General features: G+C 37.2%; 15 protein-coding genes and 2 pseudogenes. 4 read left to right on the forward strand and 13 right to left on the reverse strand.

All coding sequences use genetic code 11. The features are described 5' to 3' along the window. Positions 1–123: 123 nt before the first annotated feature. From tpx to CQ058_RS24585, 3 genes are all read right to left on the reverse strand, one after another. A complete protein-coding gene (gene tpx / locus CQ058_RS24575; RefSeq protein ID WP_002015549.1) occupies positions 124–624 on the reverse strand; it encodes a thiol peroxidase in 501 nt (166 codons plus the stop codon). 135 nt (positions 625–759) lie between these two features. Next, on the reverse strand, positions 760–1155 hold the full coding sequence (ytfJ, locus tag CQ058_RS24580) for a GerW family sporulation protein (protein ID WP_000350005.1): 396 nt from the start codon (positions 1153–1155) through the stop codon (positions 760–762). Between the two features lie 12 nt (positions 1156–1167). Then, a complete protein-coding gene (locus tag CQ058_RS24585) occupies positions 1168–1806 on the reverse strand; it encodes a DUF2953 domain-containing protein (protein ID WP_002129404.1) in 639 nt (212 codons plus the stop codon). Positions 1807–2011: 205 nt separating this feature from the next. Between CQ058_RS24585 and CQ058_RS24590 the strand changes: the two genes are divergently transcribed. Further along, positions 2012–2815 (forward strand): NAD kinase, encoded by an 804-nt coding sequence (locus tag CQ058_RS24590; protein WP_002015552.1) that lies wholly within the window; start codon positions 2012–2014, stop codon positions 2813–2815. Positions 2816–3076: 261 nt separating this feature from the next. Here CQ058_RS24590 and CQ058_RS24595 read toward each other — a convergent pair whose 3' ends face one another. The 8 genes and pseudogenes from CQ058_RS24595 to CQ058_RS24630 form a co-directional block, all read right to left on the reverse strand. Continuing rightward, positions 3077–4645: an amidohydrolase gene (locus CQ058_RS24595; RefSeq protein WP_002190881.1), complete on the reverse strand. Its 1569-nt coding sequence runs from the start codon at positions 4643–4645 to the stop codon at positions 3077–3079. Between the two features lie 88 nt (positions 4646–4733). After that, positions 4734–5165 carry a VOC family protein gene (locus CQ058_RS24600; RefSeq protein ID WP_002190882.1) on the reverse strand — a complete coding sequence of 144 codons (432 nt, stop codon included), beginning with the start codon at positions 5163–5165 and terminating at the stop codon, positions 4734–4736. A 102-nt stretch (positions 5166–5267) separates the two neighbouring features. After that, a complete protein-coding gene (mbcS, locus tag CQ058_RS24605) occupies positions 5268–6854 on the reverse strand; it encodes an acyl-CoA synthetase MbcS (RefSeq protein ID WP_002167572.1) in 1587 nt (528 codons plus the stop codon). A gap of 212 nt (positions 6855–7066) precedes the next feature. Then, positions 7067–7261 carry an alpha/beta-type small acid-soluble spore protein gene (locus tag CQ058_RS24610; RefSeq protein ID WP_000168891.1) on the reverse strand — a complete coding sequence of 65 codons (195 nt, stop codon included), beginning with the start codon at positions 7259–7261 and terminating at the stop codon, positions 7067–7069. 79 nt (positions 7262–7340) lie between these two features. Then, positions 7341–8555, reverse strand: coding sequence for a tRNA uracil 4-sulfurtransferase ThiI (gene thiI, locus CQ058_RS24615; protein ID WP_002067574.1), 1215 nt, complete (start codon positions 8553–8555; stop codon positions 7341–7343). Positions 8556–8561: 6 nt separating this feature from the next. Beyond that, complete coding sequence (locus CQ058_RS24620) at positions 8562–9704, reverse strand: cysteine desulfurase family protein (protein ID WP_002190883.1); 1143 nt, start codon at positions 9702–9704, stop codon at positions 8562–8564. 274 nt (positions 9705–9978) lie between these two features. Continuing rightward, on the reverse strand, positions 9979–11688 hold the full coding sequence (gene ezrA / locus CQ058_RS24625; protein ID WP_002190884.1) for a septation ring formation regulator EzrA: 1710 nt from the start codon (positions 11686–11688) through the stop codon (positions 9979–9981). Positions 11689–11936: 248 nt separating this feature from the next. After that, positions 11937–12230: pseudogene (locus CQ058_RS24630) on the reverse strand (LysR family transcriptional regulator substrate-binding protein); the annotation flags it as partial. Here CQ058_RS24630 and CQ058_RS32920 point away from each other — a divergent pair. Then, positions 12178–12306, forward strand: a pseudogene (locus CQ058_RS32920) (EamA family transporter); the annotation flags it as partial. The pseudogenes CQ058_RS24630 and CQ058_RS32920 overlap by 53 nt on opposite strands. A gap of 11 nt (positions 12307–12317) precedes the next feature. Here the strand turns inward: CQ058_RS32920 and refZ are convergent. Further along, entirely contained in the window at positions 12318–12956 is a 639-nt protein-coding gene (gene refZ, locus CQ058_RS24635; RefSeq protein ID WP_002160225.1) for a forespore capture DNA-binding protein RefZ, read from the reverse strand. Positions 12957–13103: 147 nt separating this feature from the next. On the opposite strand from refZ, the gene CQ058_RS24640 reads away from it, so the two are divergent. Beyond that, on the forward strand, positions 13104–13583 hold the full coding sequence (locus CQ058_RS24640) for a GAF domain-containing protein (RefSeq protein WP_002190885.1): 480 nt from the start codon (positions 13104–13106) through the stop codon (positions 13581–13583). Positions 13584–13645: 62 nt separating this feature from the next. Here the strand turns inward: CQ058_RS24640 and megL are convergent, their stop codons facing one another. Continuing rightward, positions 13646–14824 carry a methionine gamma-lyase gene (gene megL / locus CQ058_RS24645; protein ID WP_002190887.1) on the reverse strand — a complete coding sequence of 393 codons (1179 nt, stop codon included), beginning with the start codon at positions 14822–14824 and terminating at the stop codon, positions 13646–13648. 398 nt (positions 14825–15222) lie between these two features. Between megL and rpsD the strand changes: the two genes are divergently transcribed. Further along, positions 15223–15825, forward strand: coding sequence for a 30S ribosomal protein S4 (gene rpsD / locus CQ058_RS24655; protein WP_002015568.1), 603 nt, complete (start codon positions 15223–15225; stop codon positions 15823–15825). Positions 15826–15834: the final 9 nt, after the last annotated feature.

A 15834-nucleotide genomic window follows, 5' to 3' on the forward strand; every position in this document is an offset into this window, starting at 1 on the left:
AGCTCCCCTTCAAGTTGTTTATGATGTAACGTCTTTTCTCATGTATTGGTTCAGTTAACAATACATGAGAAAAGACGACCTCTTCTAAAGTAAAACTTTAATGAGAGGTCGTCTTCATTTACATTACTTCGCAGATTTAGCTGCTTCTAATGCTGCTTCATAGTTTGGATGGCTTGTACCTTCGCCTACGTATTCTGCGTAAACTACTTTGTCATTGCTATCTACTACGAATACTGCACGAGCAAGTAAACGAAGTTCTTTCATTACTAAGCCGTAAGCTTCACCGAATGAAAGGTCACGGTGATCAGAAAGTGTTACAACATTTTCTAAACCGTTTGCTGCACACCAGCGTTTTTGAGCGAATGGTAAATCAGCGCTAATTGTTAATACTTTCGCGTTTTCAATACCTGCTGCATCTTCGTTAAAACGACGAGTTTGTGCATCACATACACCTGTGTCGATTGAAGGTACAACACTAATTAATTTCACTTCACCTTTGTATGTTTCTAAACTTACTGGAGATAAGTCATTTGCTAATACTTGGAAGTTAGGCGCTTGATCGCCAACTTTAACTTCTGTTCCAACTAAAGTCATTGGGTTACCTTTAAAAGTTACATTTGCCACTTAAAAATCCTCCCTTATTTTAAACAAAATATGTACAATGTAAATGATAGTTTGTCCCTATCGATAATGCAAATAAAATCGCTTTATTTACAAAAAAATTAAAGAAGCTAATCCACTGATCAGCTTCTTTATTCGTTAAATTTGAAATTCAGGATCATCTTCTTTTCGTTTATCCATCATTTCTTTCACTTTATCAACAGCTTGTGGCGCTAATTCAATTATTTTATCGATGACGTGTGTTTGCTTATCTAAGTGTAATACTTTCACACCTTCTCCATTTATAACAAGAAAGGCAACAGGATTAATAGAAACTCCTCCACCACTTCCCCCGCCAAATGGATGACGGCCTGAATGTTCTACTTTACCAAATTCACTTCCACCAGCAGCAAATCCAAAACTGACTTTCGAAACTGTAAGAATTACACTTCCATCTGCCGCTTTAATTGGGTCACCAACAATTGTATTTACATCAGTCATTTGTTTTAAATGCTGCATTGCGGTTGTCATTAAACCTTGAATTGGATGGTCCATTCTATATCCCCCCTATGCTTGAACAGATTTTTCTGTCATACCAGATTTTTGCTTTCTCATAAACATGAGTAATTTTATCGCTGTTTTTACAGTACGGAATATACGAAAAGATGCTGTTAACTCGCATCTTGATGCAAATCCCTTTCCTTGAAAAACAGGAGTAATTTCAAATTCTGGTACGTCGACAATATGCATATATTGTCCTACAACTCCAGCAGCCATTCCTTTTGTCCCCCATGCATATCCAGTGACAATTCCAGTACTAGCCGCGTCGCCTGCTCCAATTTGCGTATGCCATTTCCAACCATTGATTTTCACTCTTTTGAGAAAATCTTTAACAATAGTATGAACGTCTTGAAGCTTTTTTATCAGTTCCCCTATACTATCGAGTTGTGCCATAATTTTATTATCTATTCCGCCGTCCTCTTCAGCTTTTTTAATTTTTTGTCCTGTCTTCTTCTGCTGTTTTTCAATTCTTTCCAATACATCAAACGTATATCGAATCATCCATATTTTCACTTGAAACAAACATTGTTTTTCCATTTCTGAATATAAAAACGTCACCTTAAGCGATATTTTCGATAATAGTATAAGCAAAATAAAAAGTAGAAGAATTATCATTCCAATTACGAGCCACTTCATTCGTACCATCCTTTCACTCCATACCCATTATCGACAAGTTTATTCATCATTAAACAGACTTTGATAAAATTGAATATAAAAATTTTTCTAAAAATAAAAAGGAATTTTGACAATTTATATCGAAATATACTATTTGAACATATCATCCAGAAACATACTCTGACGATATGTAGCACTAAGACTAGAAAATTTAACTGCAGTGGAGGGATACATAATGGCAAATCGTCGCAATTTATTTTTCTTTTATGGTGATGACAAAGTAACGCTCGTTGAAAAAATGAAACCAGTATATCGTATTTTAGAGGAGAATGGATTTACCATATTAGATCATCCAAAAAATGCAAACGCTATCGTCAGCGTTGGAGATGATGGGACTTTCTTACAAGCCGTTCGTAAAACCGGCTTTAGAGAAGATTGCTTATACGCAGGTATTTCTACGAAAGATGAAATTTCTTTCTACTGCGATTTCCACATCGATCACGTTGATACAGCCCTTCAAGAAATTACAAAAAACGAAATTGAAGTGCGAAAATATCCAACAATTAAAGTAGATGTAGATCACGGTACATCTTTCCATTGTTTAAATGAATTCACATTACGCTCTAGTATCATTAAAACATTTGTCGTAGATGTACACGTCGACAATTTACATTTCGAAACCTTTAGAGGTGATGGATTAGTTATCTCCACACCAACAGGAAGTACCGCTTACAATAAATCATTACATGGTGCAGTTGTCGATCCACTTATCCCATGTTTCCAAGTAAGCGAACTAGCATCTTTAAATAACAACACATACCGTACACTCGGGTCACCGTTCCTTTTAAATCACGAGCGTACGTTAACTTTAACACTTAAACCAGATGGAAATGATTATCCTGTTATCGGAATGGATAACGAAGCACTTAGCATTAAACAAGTGGAAAAAGCCGTTGTTCGTTTAAGCGATAAACAAATTAAAACTGTTAAATTAAAAAACAACTCTTTCTGGGAAAAAGTACAGAGAACATTTTTATAGTAATCAAAAAACCCTCGAATTATGGGATTTCCATAATTCGAGGGTTTTTTATTTATCAAATGCAACTTGATGCTGTTTCACAAAACATTTTGGAACAGGACAACAGTATATGAAATTATATCAACGATTTTTCGAATGTATCTATCACAAGTCAAAATATATCAACGATTTTGCCCAAAATATCAATTTACGACATCATCAGCCTATCTAAAAAGAGGAAGCATCACCAACATGTATTTTCGGAGCCGCTCCCTCAAATTTTTAGACGTCTTTTCTATAAACAATCTTCCCATCAATGACGGTCATTTCTGCCTGTACTTCTTTTATTTCTTCCGCCTCAATTTCAAAAATATTGCGGTCTAATATCGTAAAGTCTGCTTCATATCCTTTTGTAATTTGTCCTCGCTTTCCTTCTTTTCCAATTGCATACGCACTTCCTGTTGTAAATAAAGAAACAGCCTCATATACCGTTAATCTTTCTTCTGGCATATAACATACACCATCAATAAAACTTCTACGTGTAACAGCACTATATATACCTAAAAACGGATTCACTTGTTCAATTGGAGCATCAGAGCCTCCATTACAGTGTAATCCTGCATCCAGTAACGTCTTCCAAGCATACGCATAACGAAGACGATGGTCTCCTAGTTTTTCAATCACTGATGGAAAATCCGATGAAACAAAGACTGGCTGAATATCAATAATAGCTGGCAATTGTTTCATTCTTTCAATCAACTCTTCACGAGCTAGCTGACAATGAATAATACGGTCACGTAATCCTTCTGCTGGTGGATGTAATTCAAGCGCATCAATGACATATTCAAGCGATAAATCACCAATTGTATGAATCGCAACTGGCATATGTAAATCTCGTGCTTTTTTCACTAAACCTGCAAGCTCTTCACGTGAGAAAATGGCAACTCCATTTGTTTCCTTCGCATCTTCATACGGTTCACTTAATAAAGCTGTTCTTCCGCCAAAAGAGCCGTCAGAAAAAATTTTCATCGCACCAAATTCAATATAGTGCTCATTTTCATATTCTTTTCGTTCATTCGCTACTTCATGGTGAACGAGTAAATGCGCTTTAAACCGCATTTCTTTTATAACGTGTGAAAACGCATTGTACGTTTTTTGAAAGCCGCCATAATAATTTAAGTCTTCCGTATGTCCGCCAACGAGTCCGTATTGCCAGCAGTCTGAAATCGCTGTTTGCAGAGCACTTTGCAAATACACTCCATCTATTTCGGGCTGAACATGTTTAATTAACTCTTGTCCTTGCTCATATAAAAGTCCTGTTAAATTATTTGACGCATCACGGCCAATTTTCCCGCCCTTTGGATCTTGCGTCGCTTCTGTTATGTTCGCTTCTTGCAATATGTATGAATTCACCCATGTCACGTGACGACAAACACGCTTTAATAAAATCGGATGTTCTTTAGAGATTTCATCTAAATCACGTACATGAACTTGTTTTGTATCTGTAAAATTATTTTCATTCCATCCTTCTCCGATAATCCAAGATCCTTTTGGCGCTTCTTCTACGCGCTTCTGAACAAGAGTAAGTACTTCGCTATAAGATTTGCAATTTGATAGATCTAGACGAAGCAACCTCTCCCCATGCCCAATAAGATGCATATGGCTATCAACCAGCCCTGGAATCATCGTTTTCCCTTTTAAGTCATATAACTTCACTTCTGAATATCGGTTTTCTAACTCTTCTTTATTCCCTATATCAACAATGACGCCATTTTCAACGTAAATAGCTTCTACTTTTTCATTCTCTTCTCGCATAGTGTAAATGGTGCCGCCATACCAAATTTCTCCCATATACTCATCCCCCTTTTCCCTTTAGTCTACGAAATTCATTCGTATAAAAAAAGCACCATTTCGATTAAAAATGGTACTTTTCCAAAAATTAATTTTGTTCAGTAGGATTCGTTGTAATTTGCCATTCAATGCTAAATTTATCTTTTACTTGTCCGTAAGCTGGGCTCCAGAAAGTTTCTTGAAGTGGCATAATAACTTCTCCACCTTCTTGTAACTTATCAAATACTTCTTTCGCTTTTTCTGCATTATTAATTTGAATTGCGATTGTTACTTGAGATCCGATTGCGTGCCCTTGACCTGGGAATGTATCAGAAATCATAAGGTCCGTATTACCAACTTTTAAAGTAGCATGTAAAACGCGCTCTTTCGCTTCAGCTGGAATTGGGTATTCTGGATTTTCAGGCATGTCACCAAAAGTTTGCATTACTTCTACTTTTGCGTCTAACGCCTCTTTGTAAAACTGTACAGCTTCTTGCCCACTACCATCTAAAACTAAGTACGGATTAATACCTAAAATCATACGGACACCTCTTTTTTTAGTTTATAAAATCGAACTTATGTTCGTTTTTATAATATCATCGTTTTACATTTCATTCAACTATTTACTTCCCTATTTTCAAAATTATTTTGAAGGAAGCTCCATTTCTTGTTTTCTAAGTTCAATACGGCGAATTTTTCCGGAAATCGTTTTTGGTAGTTCATCTACAAATTCAATTTTGCGAGGGTATTTATATGGTGCAGTCAATTCTTTGACGTGTTGTTGGAGCACTGGAATTAATGTTTCTTCGTTCTTGTCTATATTCTCTCTTAATACGATAAATGCCTTCACGACACTTCCGCGAATTTCATCAGGGCTTGCAACAACCGCACATTCTCTTACATATGGATGTTTTACAAGTGCATCTTCGACTTCAAACGGTCCGATTGTATAACCAGAGCTAATAATAATATCATCACCGCGACCTTCAAACCAAAAATAGCCTTCTTCATCTTTTTTCGCTTTATCACCGGTAATATAATAATCACCGCGGAATTGCATCGCTGTGCGCTCATCGTCTTTATAATATTGTTTAAAGAGTGCTGGTGTTTCAATGTGAACTGCAATATCACCAACTTCTCCTACCTGTACAGGAGTTCCTTCTTCATTTACGATATCAACATGATTTCCTGGCGTCGGTTTTCCCATTGATCCTGGTCTAATGTCCATCCCTTTCATTATTCCAACGAGTAATGTGTTTTCCGTTTGCCCATAACCGTCTCTTACCGTAATATCAAAATGCCTTTGGAACGTTTCAATAACTTCCCTGTTTAACGGCTCACCAGCTGATACAGCGCTATGTAACGCTTCTAAATTGTACTCACTTAAATTTTCTACCTTTGCCATTAATCTATACTCAGTCGGCGTACAACAAAGCACATTCACCTTATTATCGCCTAATAAATTTAAATACGTTTTTGGTTCAAACTTACCATTGTATACAAATCCTGTTGCACCTGAACCGAGAGTCGCTACAAACGGGCTCCAAATCCATTTTTGCCAACCTGGACTAGCCGTTGCCCATACAACATCTTCTTCTTCGATTCCGAGCCAGTTCGGGGCGCTTGTACGTAAATGAGCGTATGCCCATGCATGCGTATGAACAACTCCTTTTGGATTTCCTGTCGTCCCTGACGTATAAGATAAAAAGACCATATCTTCTTTATCCGTCTTCGCCATTTCTAACGTATCACTTTCCGTTTCTAATGCTGTTTTTAAATTCGTCCATCCATCTACTGAACGCTCGCTCAAAACGAATTTTTGAAGAGATTCCACCGCTTCTACGCCGTCGAATTGTCCAATATACGGTTCGTAACTTACAATTGCTTTCACTTCTCCGTGCCCAATACGGTACTCAATATCTTTTTTACGCAACATTTCTGAGCTTGGAATAACGACAAATCCTGCTTTAATCGCAGCAATATACGTCATGTAAGCTTCAATTAAGCGCGGCATCATAATAAGGAGCTTGTCCCCTTTTTGTAAGCCACTTTTTATAAAAGCATTTCCAATTTTATTCGCACCTTGCATTAATTCAAAATATGTAATCTCTCGTCTATTCCCTTTATCATCTTGCCAAATTAAAGCAAGCTTCTCTTTATCACTCGTATATTTCTCTATTTCCGAAACTAAATTATAAGACGGCGGCGCTAACAATTCTTCTCTCTTCATATAACATCCTCCTTTATTTCTATGCCTCCCTTATATAATAAAGAATTTTCAGTAAATTTTGAACCCTCTTCTTTTGACAATTTTTTTATATTTATGTCGAAATGATGTATGAATGTATAGCGACGATGTTTTTAACATAACGATTCACCGGCAAATAACGACAAAAAGAAAGAGCGGGAGAACCCGCTCTTTCTAAGCCATCGTATATGGGATTATTTTTGGTAACCGCCTAATTGTTGCTCAGCTAGTGAAACTAGACGTTTAGTAATTTCGCCACCAACAGATCCGTTAGCGCGAGATGTTGCATCAGCTCCAAGTTGAACACCAAACTCTTGAGCGATTTCGTATTTCATTTGATCTAATGCTGCTTGAGCACCAGATACTGCTAATTTATTTGTGCTTGCCATGTTGTATCACCTCCTTGTGAGTATAGAGTGTGATAAACAACATGACTTCATGCACATTTGAATGTGGTAATTTATGGGTTTAGAAAAGTTCTTCGAATTTTTCTTCTTCAGCCACTACTTCTACTGTTTGTAATACCATTGTTTCTTTGTTCGCTACAGCCTCTTCAATTAACGGCGCGAAATCGTACTTCGCTTCAAAACGATTTGCTTTCTCACGCTTCGGTTTCGTCGATGGACTTGCTGGTGTAAATACTGTACAGCAGTCTTCATATGGACGAATTGAAATATCATACGTTCCAATTTCTTTTGCAATTTTAATAATTTCTAATTTATCCATCGTAATAAGCGGACGAATAACAGGATAGTTTGTCACTTCGTTAATCGTATGCATACTATCTAACGTTTGGCTCGCTACTTGTCCAAGACTTTCACCAGTCGTAATTGCAAGTGCATTACGCTCCTCTGCAATACGCTCTGTAATACGCATCATCATACGACGCATAACTGTCATAGAATAGCTAGATGGAATTTCTTTATTAATCGTTTTTTGCACTTCAGTAAATGGAACAAGGTGAAGTGTTACACGTTTACAGTATTTCGTTAACTCTTGTGCTAAATCGATTACTTTTTGTTTCGCGCGCTCGCTTGTGAAAGGTGGACTATGGAAGTGAACTGCTTCCACAGATACGCCGCGTTTCATCGTTAAGTAAGTTGCTACCGGGCTATCGATACCACCAGAAAGAAGTACCATTACTTTTCCGCCAACACCAACTGGTAAACCGCCAGCTCCCATGTGCTCACCACACATAATATAGCTGTAACCACTGCGAATTTCTATACGTACATTCACATCTGGATTATGAACATCTACTGTGATATCCTCTGTATTTTCTAAAATGTGCCCACCGATTTCTGGAAGTAACTCCATCGTCTTCATTGGGAAGCGCTTATCAGAGCGGTGCACTGTAATTTTAAATGTTTTCACATCACCTTTTACTTGTAAGAAAGCTGCTAATGCACCTTTTTTAATATCTTCTAATTCTGATGGTACTTTCATTGCTAAGTTAAACTTATGAATACCAAATACATCTTTCAATCTTTCAGAAATTGCTTCATGGTCTTCACCATTTAACTGAATGTACATACGATCATGTGTTGCATCAATTTTAATGTTTGGGAATTTTTTTAATTTGAATTTCACATTATCTTTTAACGTACTTACAAACTTAGAACGGTTCTTTCCTTTTGTCGTCATTTCTCCATAACGAACTAAAATATATTCATATGTCATCATATTTCTTTACCTCATCACTTCATATAATTTTGGCATCGTCTCTTTAACAATACCTTCAAATTGTTTTACTTCTTCCATCGTGTTGTCTGGTGCTAGACTAATGCGAATCGCACTTGTAGCTGCCGCGTGCGGTACTCCCATTGCCACTAGTACTCTGCTCACTTCATTTGCTTTTGAAGAACAAGCAGACTTCGTCGATACATATACACCATGCTCTTCTAAAGCATGAACGACTACTTCTGGTTTTAAACCGACAAATGATACATTTAAAATGTGCGGTGCCGCATATTCAAGTGATGTATTAATCGTTACAGTTTCCATCTCTTTAAAGAAACGGACCAGCTCTGTTTGTAAATTTTGCAAATGAACTATCTTTTCTTTCACTTGTTCCATCGTCATACGAAGTGCTTTCACCATCGCTACAATACCAGGTAAATTTTCTGTACCTGAACGATACTTGAGCTCTTGTTGACCACCTGATAAGATTGGATCTAATCTTACACCATCACGTACGTAAAGAAGACCTGTCCCCTTTACGCTATGAAATTTATGTCCAGATATTGAACAAAGGTCAATATGAGAAGCGTATAAATCAAGTGGTACTTTTCCTATCCCTTGTACATGGTCCACGTGAAATCTTATTTTCGGATAGCTCGTTAATAATGTTCCAATTTCAGCAACGGGCTGAATCGCTCCAGTCTCGTTGTTCACGTGAATAATTGACACAAGAATCGTATCTTCACGAAGTGCTCGTTTTACATCTTCTACCGATACAACACCGTGCTCGTTAACCGGTAAATACGTTACATCAAAACCGAGATCTTCTAATTGTTTATATGCTTCAAACACAGACGCGTGTTCAATATTTGTTGTAATGATATGTTTGCCGCGCGAACGATTCCTCATCGCTATCCCTTTAATCGCAAGGTTATTCCCTTCCGTTCCACCTGATGTGAAAATAATTTCAGAAGGTTTAACGTGAAGGAGCTGTGCCGCAATCGTTCTCGATTGTGTTAATAGACGCTCTGCCTCTCCTCCAAGCGAGTGGATAGAAGAAGGATTACCAAAATATTTCCCTGCAACCGTTACGTACGATTGAAGCGCTTCTGGATATGGCTTCGTCGTCGCACTATTATCAAAATAGATCATCGTTCTTCCCCTTTCAGCGCTATCACATCATATAATCATATCACAAATACGTGTAATTACGCTAAGACTACTCAAAGGTTCCGTTTTTATATAAAAGTGTACATTTCCCCCGGCCATTTGCAGGCATACTGAGTGGTGAAGATTAATAATCAGTAGTGGATGAAACCCCATCACTTATGGTTTCACTTTATTTTGAAACGAACAACCTTACTGTATTCCGCTATTCATTATAGCAACATCGACTTCAAAATTACACAAAAAAACAAACCCTTTATTAAAGGGTTTGCTCATTGTCTACATATTCAGCTATTTTTTGAACAACACCAGGTTCAAGTTGCTCTAATATAGAAGCCGCTTGTTCTAAAGCTGCATCGTATTGATATTCACGGAATAATTTCTCCGCATAATTTAAGCTTTCTGCAAGATTCTCATCATGACTGCGGTATCGGTTACCGTATTGAATTAGTTTTTCAACTAAATAAGCTTGTCCAATTAATTCTTCTGTCATTTCAGATACACCATTCACAACTGTGTATGCTTCTTCTAAACTGCTATTTACAGTATTCATATTTAACGGCTTTACTTCTAATTGCTCATATACAGCCTGCATCGCCATTTGCCCTTTTTGTAAATCTTCCATAATACTCTCTGGAAGACCTGGTAAATTCGACTTTTGCATAAAACGTTTCGTCTCAAAAATTGTATTTCGCATTTCTTGTAACTTCTCACGTGCTTCAAATTCTTCTTTGCGCATCGTTTGCAGCATTTCTTTATATTCTGCATGAAGTACTTTTAAAGTTTCACATTGCTCATAAACCTCTTCTAGTTCCTCACGAATAATAGAGAATGCAATATCTTGTTCAGCAACGCGTATTTGTAACACTTCAAAACGTTTCATTAAAATATGCATTTGCTTTTCAATTACTTTTTGTGACTCAATATCTTTGTCTTGTAATTGATAACTTTGTTTCACAAGTTGTGTTTCTATTTTCGTTTCAATTGTTTCTGTACGAATTTCTTCTAAATCTTCATAAACAGACAGTGTTTTTTGCTCCACATAATGTTTCGCATGCACTTCTTGTTCAAGTTGATCATAAAAACTGTCTAAACGAGTTTTTAAGTTCTCTACTTTTTCTGCTGCTTCTGTTATATGAAGTTCCTGTATATCCATTAAACATGTGTGTAGTTGTGTCGTCATATCGCGGACTTCTTTAGGGATTTCCAAATACTCTAATACATAGCCTTGTCTTATCATATCATCATGACCTTGTAATAAATCTTCCAGCTGAACTGGTAATGTCGCTTGACACTCTACCAATAAATCCGGAATTTGATGAATAACGATTTCTAAACTTGCTAAACCTTCTTCTAAACTAATAACAATTTCTCTCGCTTTTAAATAATCACCATTATCTGTTGCCTCTTCAAAAGTTTTGAACTTCTCGGATTCACCATCTAACATCTCTTCAATTTTTTGCTCAGCTGCTCCATACATGTGTCGATGAGCAAGAACGCTCTTTTTCATACTACGATATGTATCACGTAACCCTTCAATTTCCGCGCTATTTTTCTCATGGCTTTCTAACAGTTGCTGTAATTCATTTAAAATGTCTGTAATACGATTATCAGCGTCATCTAAACCACTTATGGATTCTTTCATCGCATGCTTTGCTTTGCGGAAGGAGAATTGCGAGGCGAATTTTCGCGCTTGCCCTAAATCTTTTTCAGCTTTCGGAAGAGTTGTTGATACAATTTCATCCCACTCTTCACGCCATTTACCAAACAGCTCTTCCGTTTGACCTGTCATATTTAAATCTTTTACCCGCTTTAGTTCATCTGCCACAGGTTTATCTTTTATCTCTTGTTTCCACTGCTCCAGTGCTTCAATATCTTTATATGAACGATTTCTTATCACAAGCTCTATCATGAGCAGCACTAGAATAGAGCTTACTACAATGATAACGATCGTCAGGATAGAATCCATGCAAAAAAGCCTCCTAGTTATATCTCTTTTTTTGTCCGTTCCGTTTATGAAATGGAAGGCATTATGTATAAAAAGGGAATTCCCCTATATTTAACAACTAACAATGTTCTAATCATACCATGTAATGACGTGTTTTTGACCTAGTTTTTTTTAAAATTTCATGTTTCTTTACATGTGATTGTAATATTTCTTAATATTCCACTTATTCCATTATCCGTCCTCAAATGAATGCAATAAAGGTAAGACTTTTACGGGCAGTTAATGCAGGATAACGAGCTCTCTTTCATATGAGAGACGAAATAAATCTTTCTCATTAGTGGTGGTTCTACAGAAATCGCACGTACGTTACCTTGCATTACGGCTTACTGTAAAGCGGTTTCCGGAAGCAATGTTATACCAAGTCCAGCTCCTACCATCGCAATCATCGGTTCTGCATAAGATGTTTCAACCGCAATTATTGGTTTCGCGCCCATACATTGAAACACATTCATAATCATTTTCCTTACATCACATATTTCTGGGTATACAATTAGCTGTTCATTAACAATTATTGCGCTAGTATGCAACAATTTATGGCAAAGAAAACAACATATAAAAATCCCCACCTCAGTTCGTTAGGTGGGGATTTTTCACATATGAACAGCTCTTGGTAGTTCATAATACATACTCGCTTTATATAATGTTCGTTCCATCCATTGCTCAATTTCCTTCGTATACATTTCTAAGAAAAACGTCTCAGACGGAAATGAGTGTAGCACCTCTGATATATATTGTGGATATAAAAACGGCATATTCATCATGCCTTTTAATTGCGTCATAAACATTGTAAAAGATACCTTTTTAAATTCTTGCTTCATTTGTCCTTGTTTAATGATTTGCTCTATATAATATCTTTCTCTAGAAAAATAAACGGTCATCACTTCACGAATTAATGTCGTATCAAGCGAAAGCTCTCTATAAAAAAAACGTGTCAGTTCTCTATTATCAAATTGATATCGTAAAATCCCGCGCACCATTTGCACCATCACATCTTTAGCCGATAAATATTCTCTCTGTTCAAATGACGTTTCAATTACGTGAATATATCCTTCTAAAAAATCAGTAATAAGCTGTTCTAATAACCCTTGCTTTCCAGCAAAATAATATGAAATATTCGCTACATTCACATCCGCTCGCTTTGCAATGTCTCGCACTGATGTCCCGTCATAACCTTTCGTATTAAACAACGATATTGCCGCATCAATTACTTTTTGTTTCGTCTGCTTCATGCGCTCACTTCCTCTCAATGAACAGCTATAGTTTAAATTTCTTGACTTTTAAGACAAATCCCTTTAATTTTCTATCGACAAAGTCATGTGAAATACATCGTATTTTGCTATCGTTTTACATATCTCGCTAAAAAGGGAGTTGTTTCCATGTTTACAAAAGAAAGTTATGCAGGATCTCGTGAAGAGCAATATGAGACAGTAATTAAACAACTGGATGCATTATTAACTGGCGAACCGAACGTAGTCGCAAACTTATCAAATGCGTCCGCACTATTAAATCAATTTTTAGATCGCGTTAATTGGGTTGGCTTTTATGTAACAGAAGGAAATCAACTTGTTCTTGGACCATTCCAAGGGATACCAGCTTGCGTGCGTATTCCGTTCGGACGTGGTGTTTGCGGCGTTGCAGCTGAAACAAAAACAACGCAACTTGTAGCAGATGTTCACCAATTCCCAGGACATATCGCTTGCGATAGTGCCTCTAATTCTGAAATCGTTGTACCGATTATGAAAGAAGGAAATATCATTGGTGTGCTTGATATTGATAGTCCTGAAAAAAATCGTTTCGATGAAGTAGATCAGCACTATTTAGAAAAGTTTGTGGAAACACTCCTAAAACATATTTAATAAAGAAAAGAGTGAGCTATCGATTACGTACGTAACGTACGAAACCGATAGCTCACTCTTTTTTATTGATTACTCACAGTAGATATCTTCTTTAGCGCCTGTTCTAAATCAGAAACGATATCTTCCCATGATTCTAAGCCGACAGATAGGCGTATTAAATTATCGAAAATACCCATTTCTATTCTTAGTTCAGCTGGAATAGCTGCATGCGTCATCGTCGCTGGATGCTGAATTAACGTTTCTGTATCACCTAAACTTACGGCAATTGTAATAAAATGGAGGTCATTGATAAACGACTGTGTTTCCTCTTTCCCGCCTTTAATTGAAAAAGAAATAACGCCCCCGCCTCGTTTCATTTGGTGGGATGCTAATTCTCCCTCCGGATACCAAACACCTTCTACTGCTTCATGATTTTTCAAAAACGATACAATTTTTTCCGCATTATCACAATGACGATCCATTCTTACTGCTAATGTTTTTAATCCGCGTAACAATAACCATGCGTCAAACGGCGCCATAATACCGCCGATATCTTTTCGCATCGGACGAATTTTATCAGCTAACGCTTTCGTTCTACAAATTGTTACACCCGCTACAACATCCCCGTGACCACCAATATATTTTGTCGCACTGTGAACGACGGCGTCACAACCGAGCTCAAGAGGTCTTTGTAAATAAGGGGAACAAAACGTATTATCGACAATAACAAGCAAATCATTGCGCTTCGCTACCCCGATCACCTTTTCTAAATCAATTAATTTCATCGTTGGATTTATCGGTGTTTCAACGAAAATGAGCTTTGTATTTGGACGAATTTTATTTTCAATATCAGTCTCTGTCTCCATATCACAAAACGAATGCGTAATCATAAATTTCTCTTCTAATACTTCTAAAAAACCGTACGTACATCCATATAATCCATTTGAACAAATAATATGATCTCCAGCCTTTAGAAAACCGATTAAAGTTGCTGAAATGGCTGCCATACCTGAACCGAACGCCAGCGCTTCCTCTCCATCTTCTAAAACAGCCATACGTTCTTCAAATAATTTCACTGTTGGATTCCCAAGCCTTGAATAAATATAAGATGGATCTTCTCCCGCAAAACTCGCTTCTCCTTGCTGTGCTGTCTCAAACGTAAATGTAGAAGTTTGAAATAAAGGTGGTGTTAAACTCCCTTTATTTTCATTTGATTCATATCCGTGATGAATTAATGCTGTCTCTATATGTTTCTTTTTCATAAAAACATCCCCCTTATGTCTTTATTTCCACATATCCACCAGGAAAAATATGATGAACGTCTTTACTACATTTTATGTAAGCGTTTCACTTCTGTTTCTATCTCTTCTTTTATATTGTTTTAAATTCCTTCTTGTTAATTTCCAAAATTTATCTGCATAAAACAAAAAGGGAGTCTCTTGACGAAACTGTAAGTAAAAGATATAATAGCGTTTGTGTAAAATAAAAAGGCAGCCTTGTAATGTGAGTTTATCGTTTGTATTTTGTTCCTCTGCGGAGGTGTATCTCGTAACTCCCTGCTGCTGGAGCGAAGGTACATGAAAACAAAATACCCGTAAATATCGATTACGTCTGTTTTTATTTTACGAAAATAAAAACATTTTTAAAGGAGGAGTCAACTATGGCTCGTTATACAGGTCCAGCATGGAAACTGTCTCGTCGTCTTGGAATCTCTCTAAGCGGCACAGGAAAAGAATTAGAAAAACGCCCTTACGCACCAGGTCCTCACGGTCCTAACCAACGTAAGAAACTTTCAGAATACGGTTTACAATTACAAGAGAAACAAAAACTTCGTCACATGTACGGCATGACTGAGCGTCAATTCCGTCGCACATTTGACCAAGCAGGTAAAATGCCTGGTAAGCACGGCGAAAACTTCATGATCCTTCTTGAAGCTCGTCTTGACAACCTAGTTTACCGCATGGGCTTAGCTCGCACTCGTCGTGCAGCTCGCCAATTAGTAAACCACGGTCACATCACGGTTGATGGCGCTCGCGTAGATATCCCATCTTACCGCGTTAAACCTAACCAAACTATCAGCGTTCGCGAAAAATCTAACAGCCTTGTTGTTGTTAAAGAAGCGATCGAAGTTAACAACTTCGTACCAGAATACTTAACTTTCGATGCTGATAAGTTAGAAGCTACTTACACTCGTCACGCTGAGCGTTCTGAGTTAGCAGCTGAAATCAACGAAGCATTAATCGTAGAGTTCTACTCTCGTTAATCTCGGTAC

The sequence above is a fragment of the Bacillus sp. MYb56 genome, assembly GCF_002976445.1.
Taxonomy (GTDB): domain Bacteria; phylum Bacillota; class Bacilli; order Bacillales; family Bacillaceae_G; genus Bacillus_A; species Bacillus_A mycoides.

Excerpts from the sequence above, each read along its gene's own strand:
- ytfJ (WP_000350005.1), bottom strand. The coding sequence starts at position 1,155 with ATGGACCATCCAATTCAAGGTTTAATGACAACCGCAATGCAGCATTTA.
- CQ058_RS24585 (WP_002129404.1), bottom strand. The coding sequence starts at position 1,806 with ATGGTACGAATGAAGTGGCTCGTAATTGGAATGATAATTCTTCTACTT.
- CQ058_RS24590 (WP_002015552.1), top strand. The coding sequence starts at position 2,012 with ATGGCAAATCGTCGCAATTTATTTTTCTTTTATGGTGATGACAAAGTA.
- CQ058_RS24595 (WP_002190881.1), bottom strand. The coding sequence starts at position 4,645 with ATGGGAGAAATTTGGTATGGCGGCACCATTTACACTATGCGAGAAGAG.
- CQ058_RS24600 (WP_002190882.1), bottom strand. The coding sequence starts at position 5,165 with ATGATTTTAGGTATTAATCCGTACTTAGTTTTAGATGGTAGTGGGCAA.
- mbcS (WP_002167572.1), bottom strand. The coding sequence starts at position 6,854 with ATGAAGAGAGAAGAATTGTTAGCGCCGCCGTCTTATAATTTAGTTTCG.
- CQ058_RS24610 (WP_000168891.1), bottom strand. The coding sequence starts at position 7,261 with ATGGCAAGCACAAATAAATTAGCAGTATCTGGTGCTCAAGCAGCATTA.
- thiI (WP_002067574.1), bottom strand. The coding sequence starts at position 8,555 with ATGATGACATATGAATATATTTTAGTTCGTTATGGAGAAATGACGACA.
- CQ058_RS24620 (WP_002190883.1), bottom strand. The coding sequence starts at position 9,704 with ATGATCTATTTTGATAATAGTGCGACGACGAAGCCATATCCAGAAGCG.
- ezrA (WP_002190884.1), bottom strand. The coding sequence starts at position 11,688 with ATGGATTCTATCCTGACGATCGTTATCATTGTAGTAAGCTCTATTCTA.
- refZ (WP_002160225.1), bottom strand. The coding sequence starts at position 12,956 with ATGAAGCAGACGAAACAAAAAGTAATTGATGCGGCAATATCGTTGTTT.
- CQ058_RS24640 (WP_002190885.1), top strand. The coding sequence starts at position 13,104 with ATGTTTACAAAAGAAAGTTATGCAGGATCTCGTGAAGAGCAATATGAG.
- megL (WP_002190887.1), bottom strand. The coding sequence starts at position 14,824 with ATGAAAAAGAAACATATAGAGACAGCATTAATTCATCACGGATATGAA.
- rpsD (WP_002015568.1), top strand. The coding sequence starts at position 15,223 with ATGGCTCGTTATACAGGTCCAGCATGGAAACTGTCTCGTCGTCTTGGA.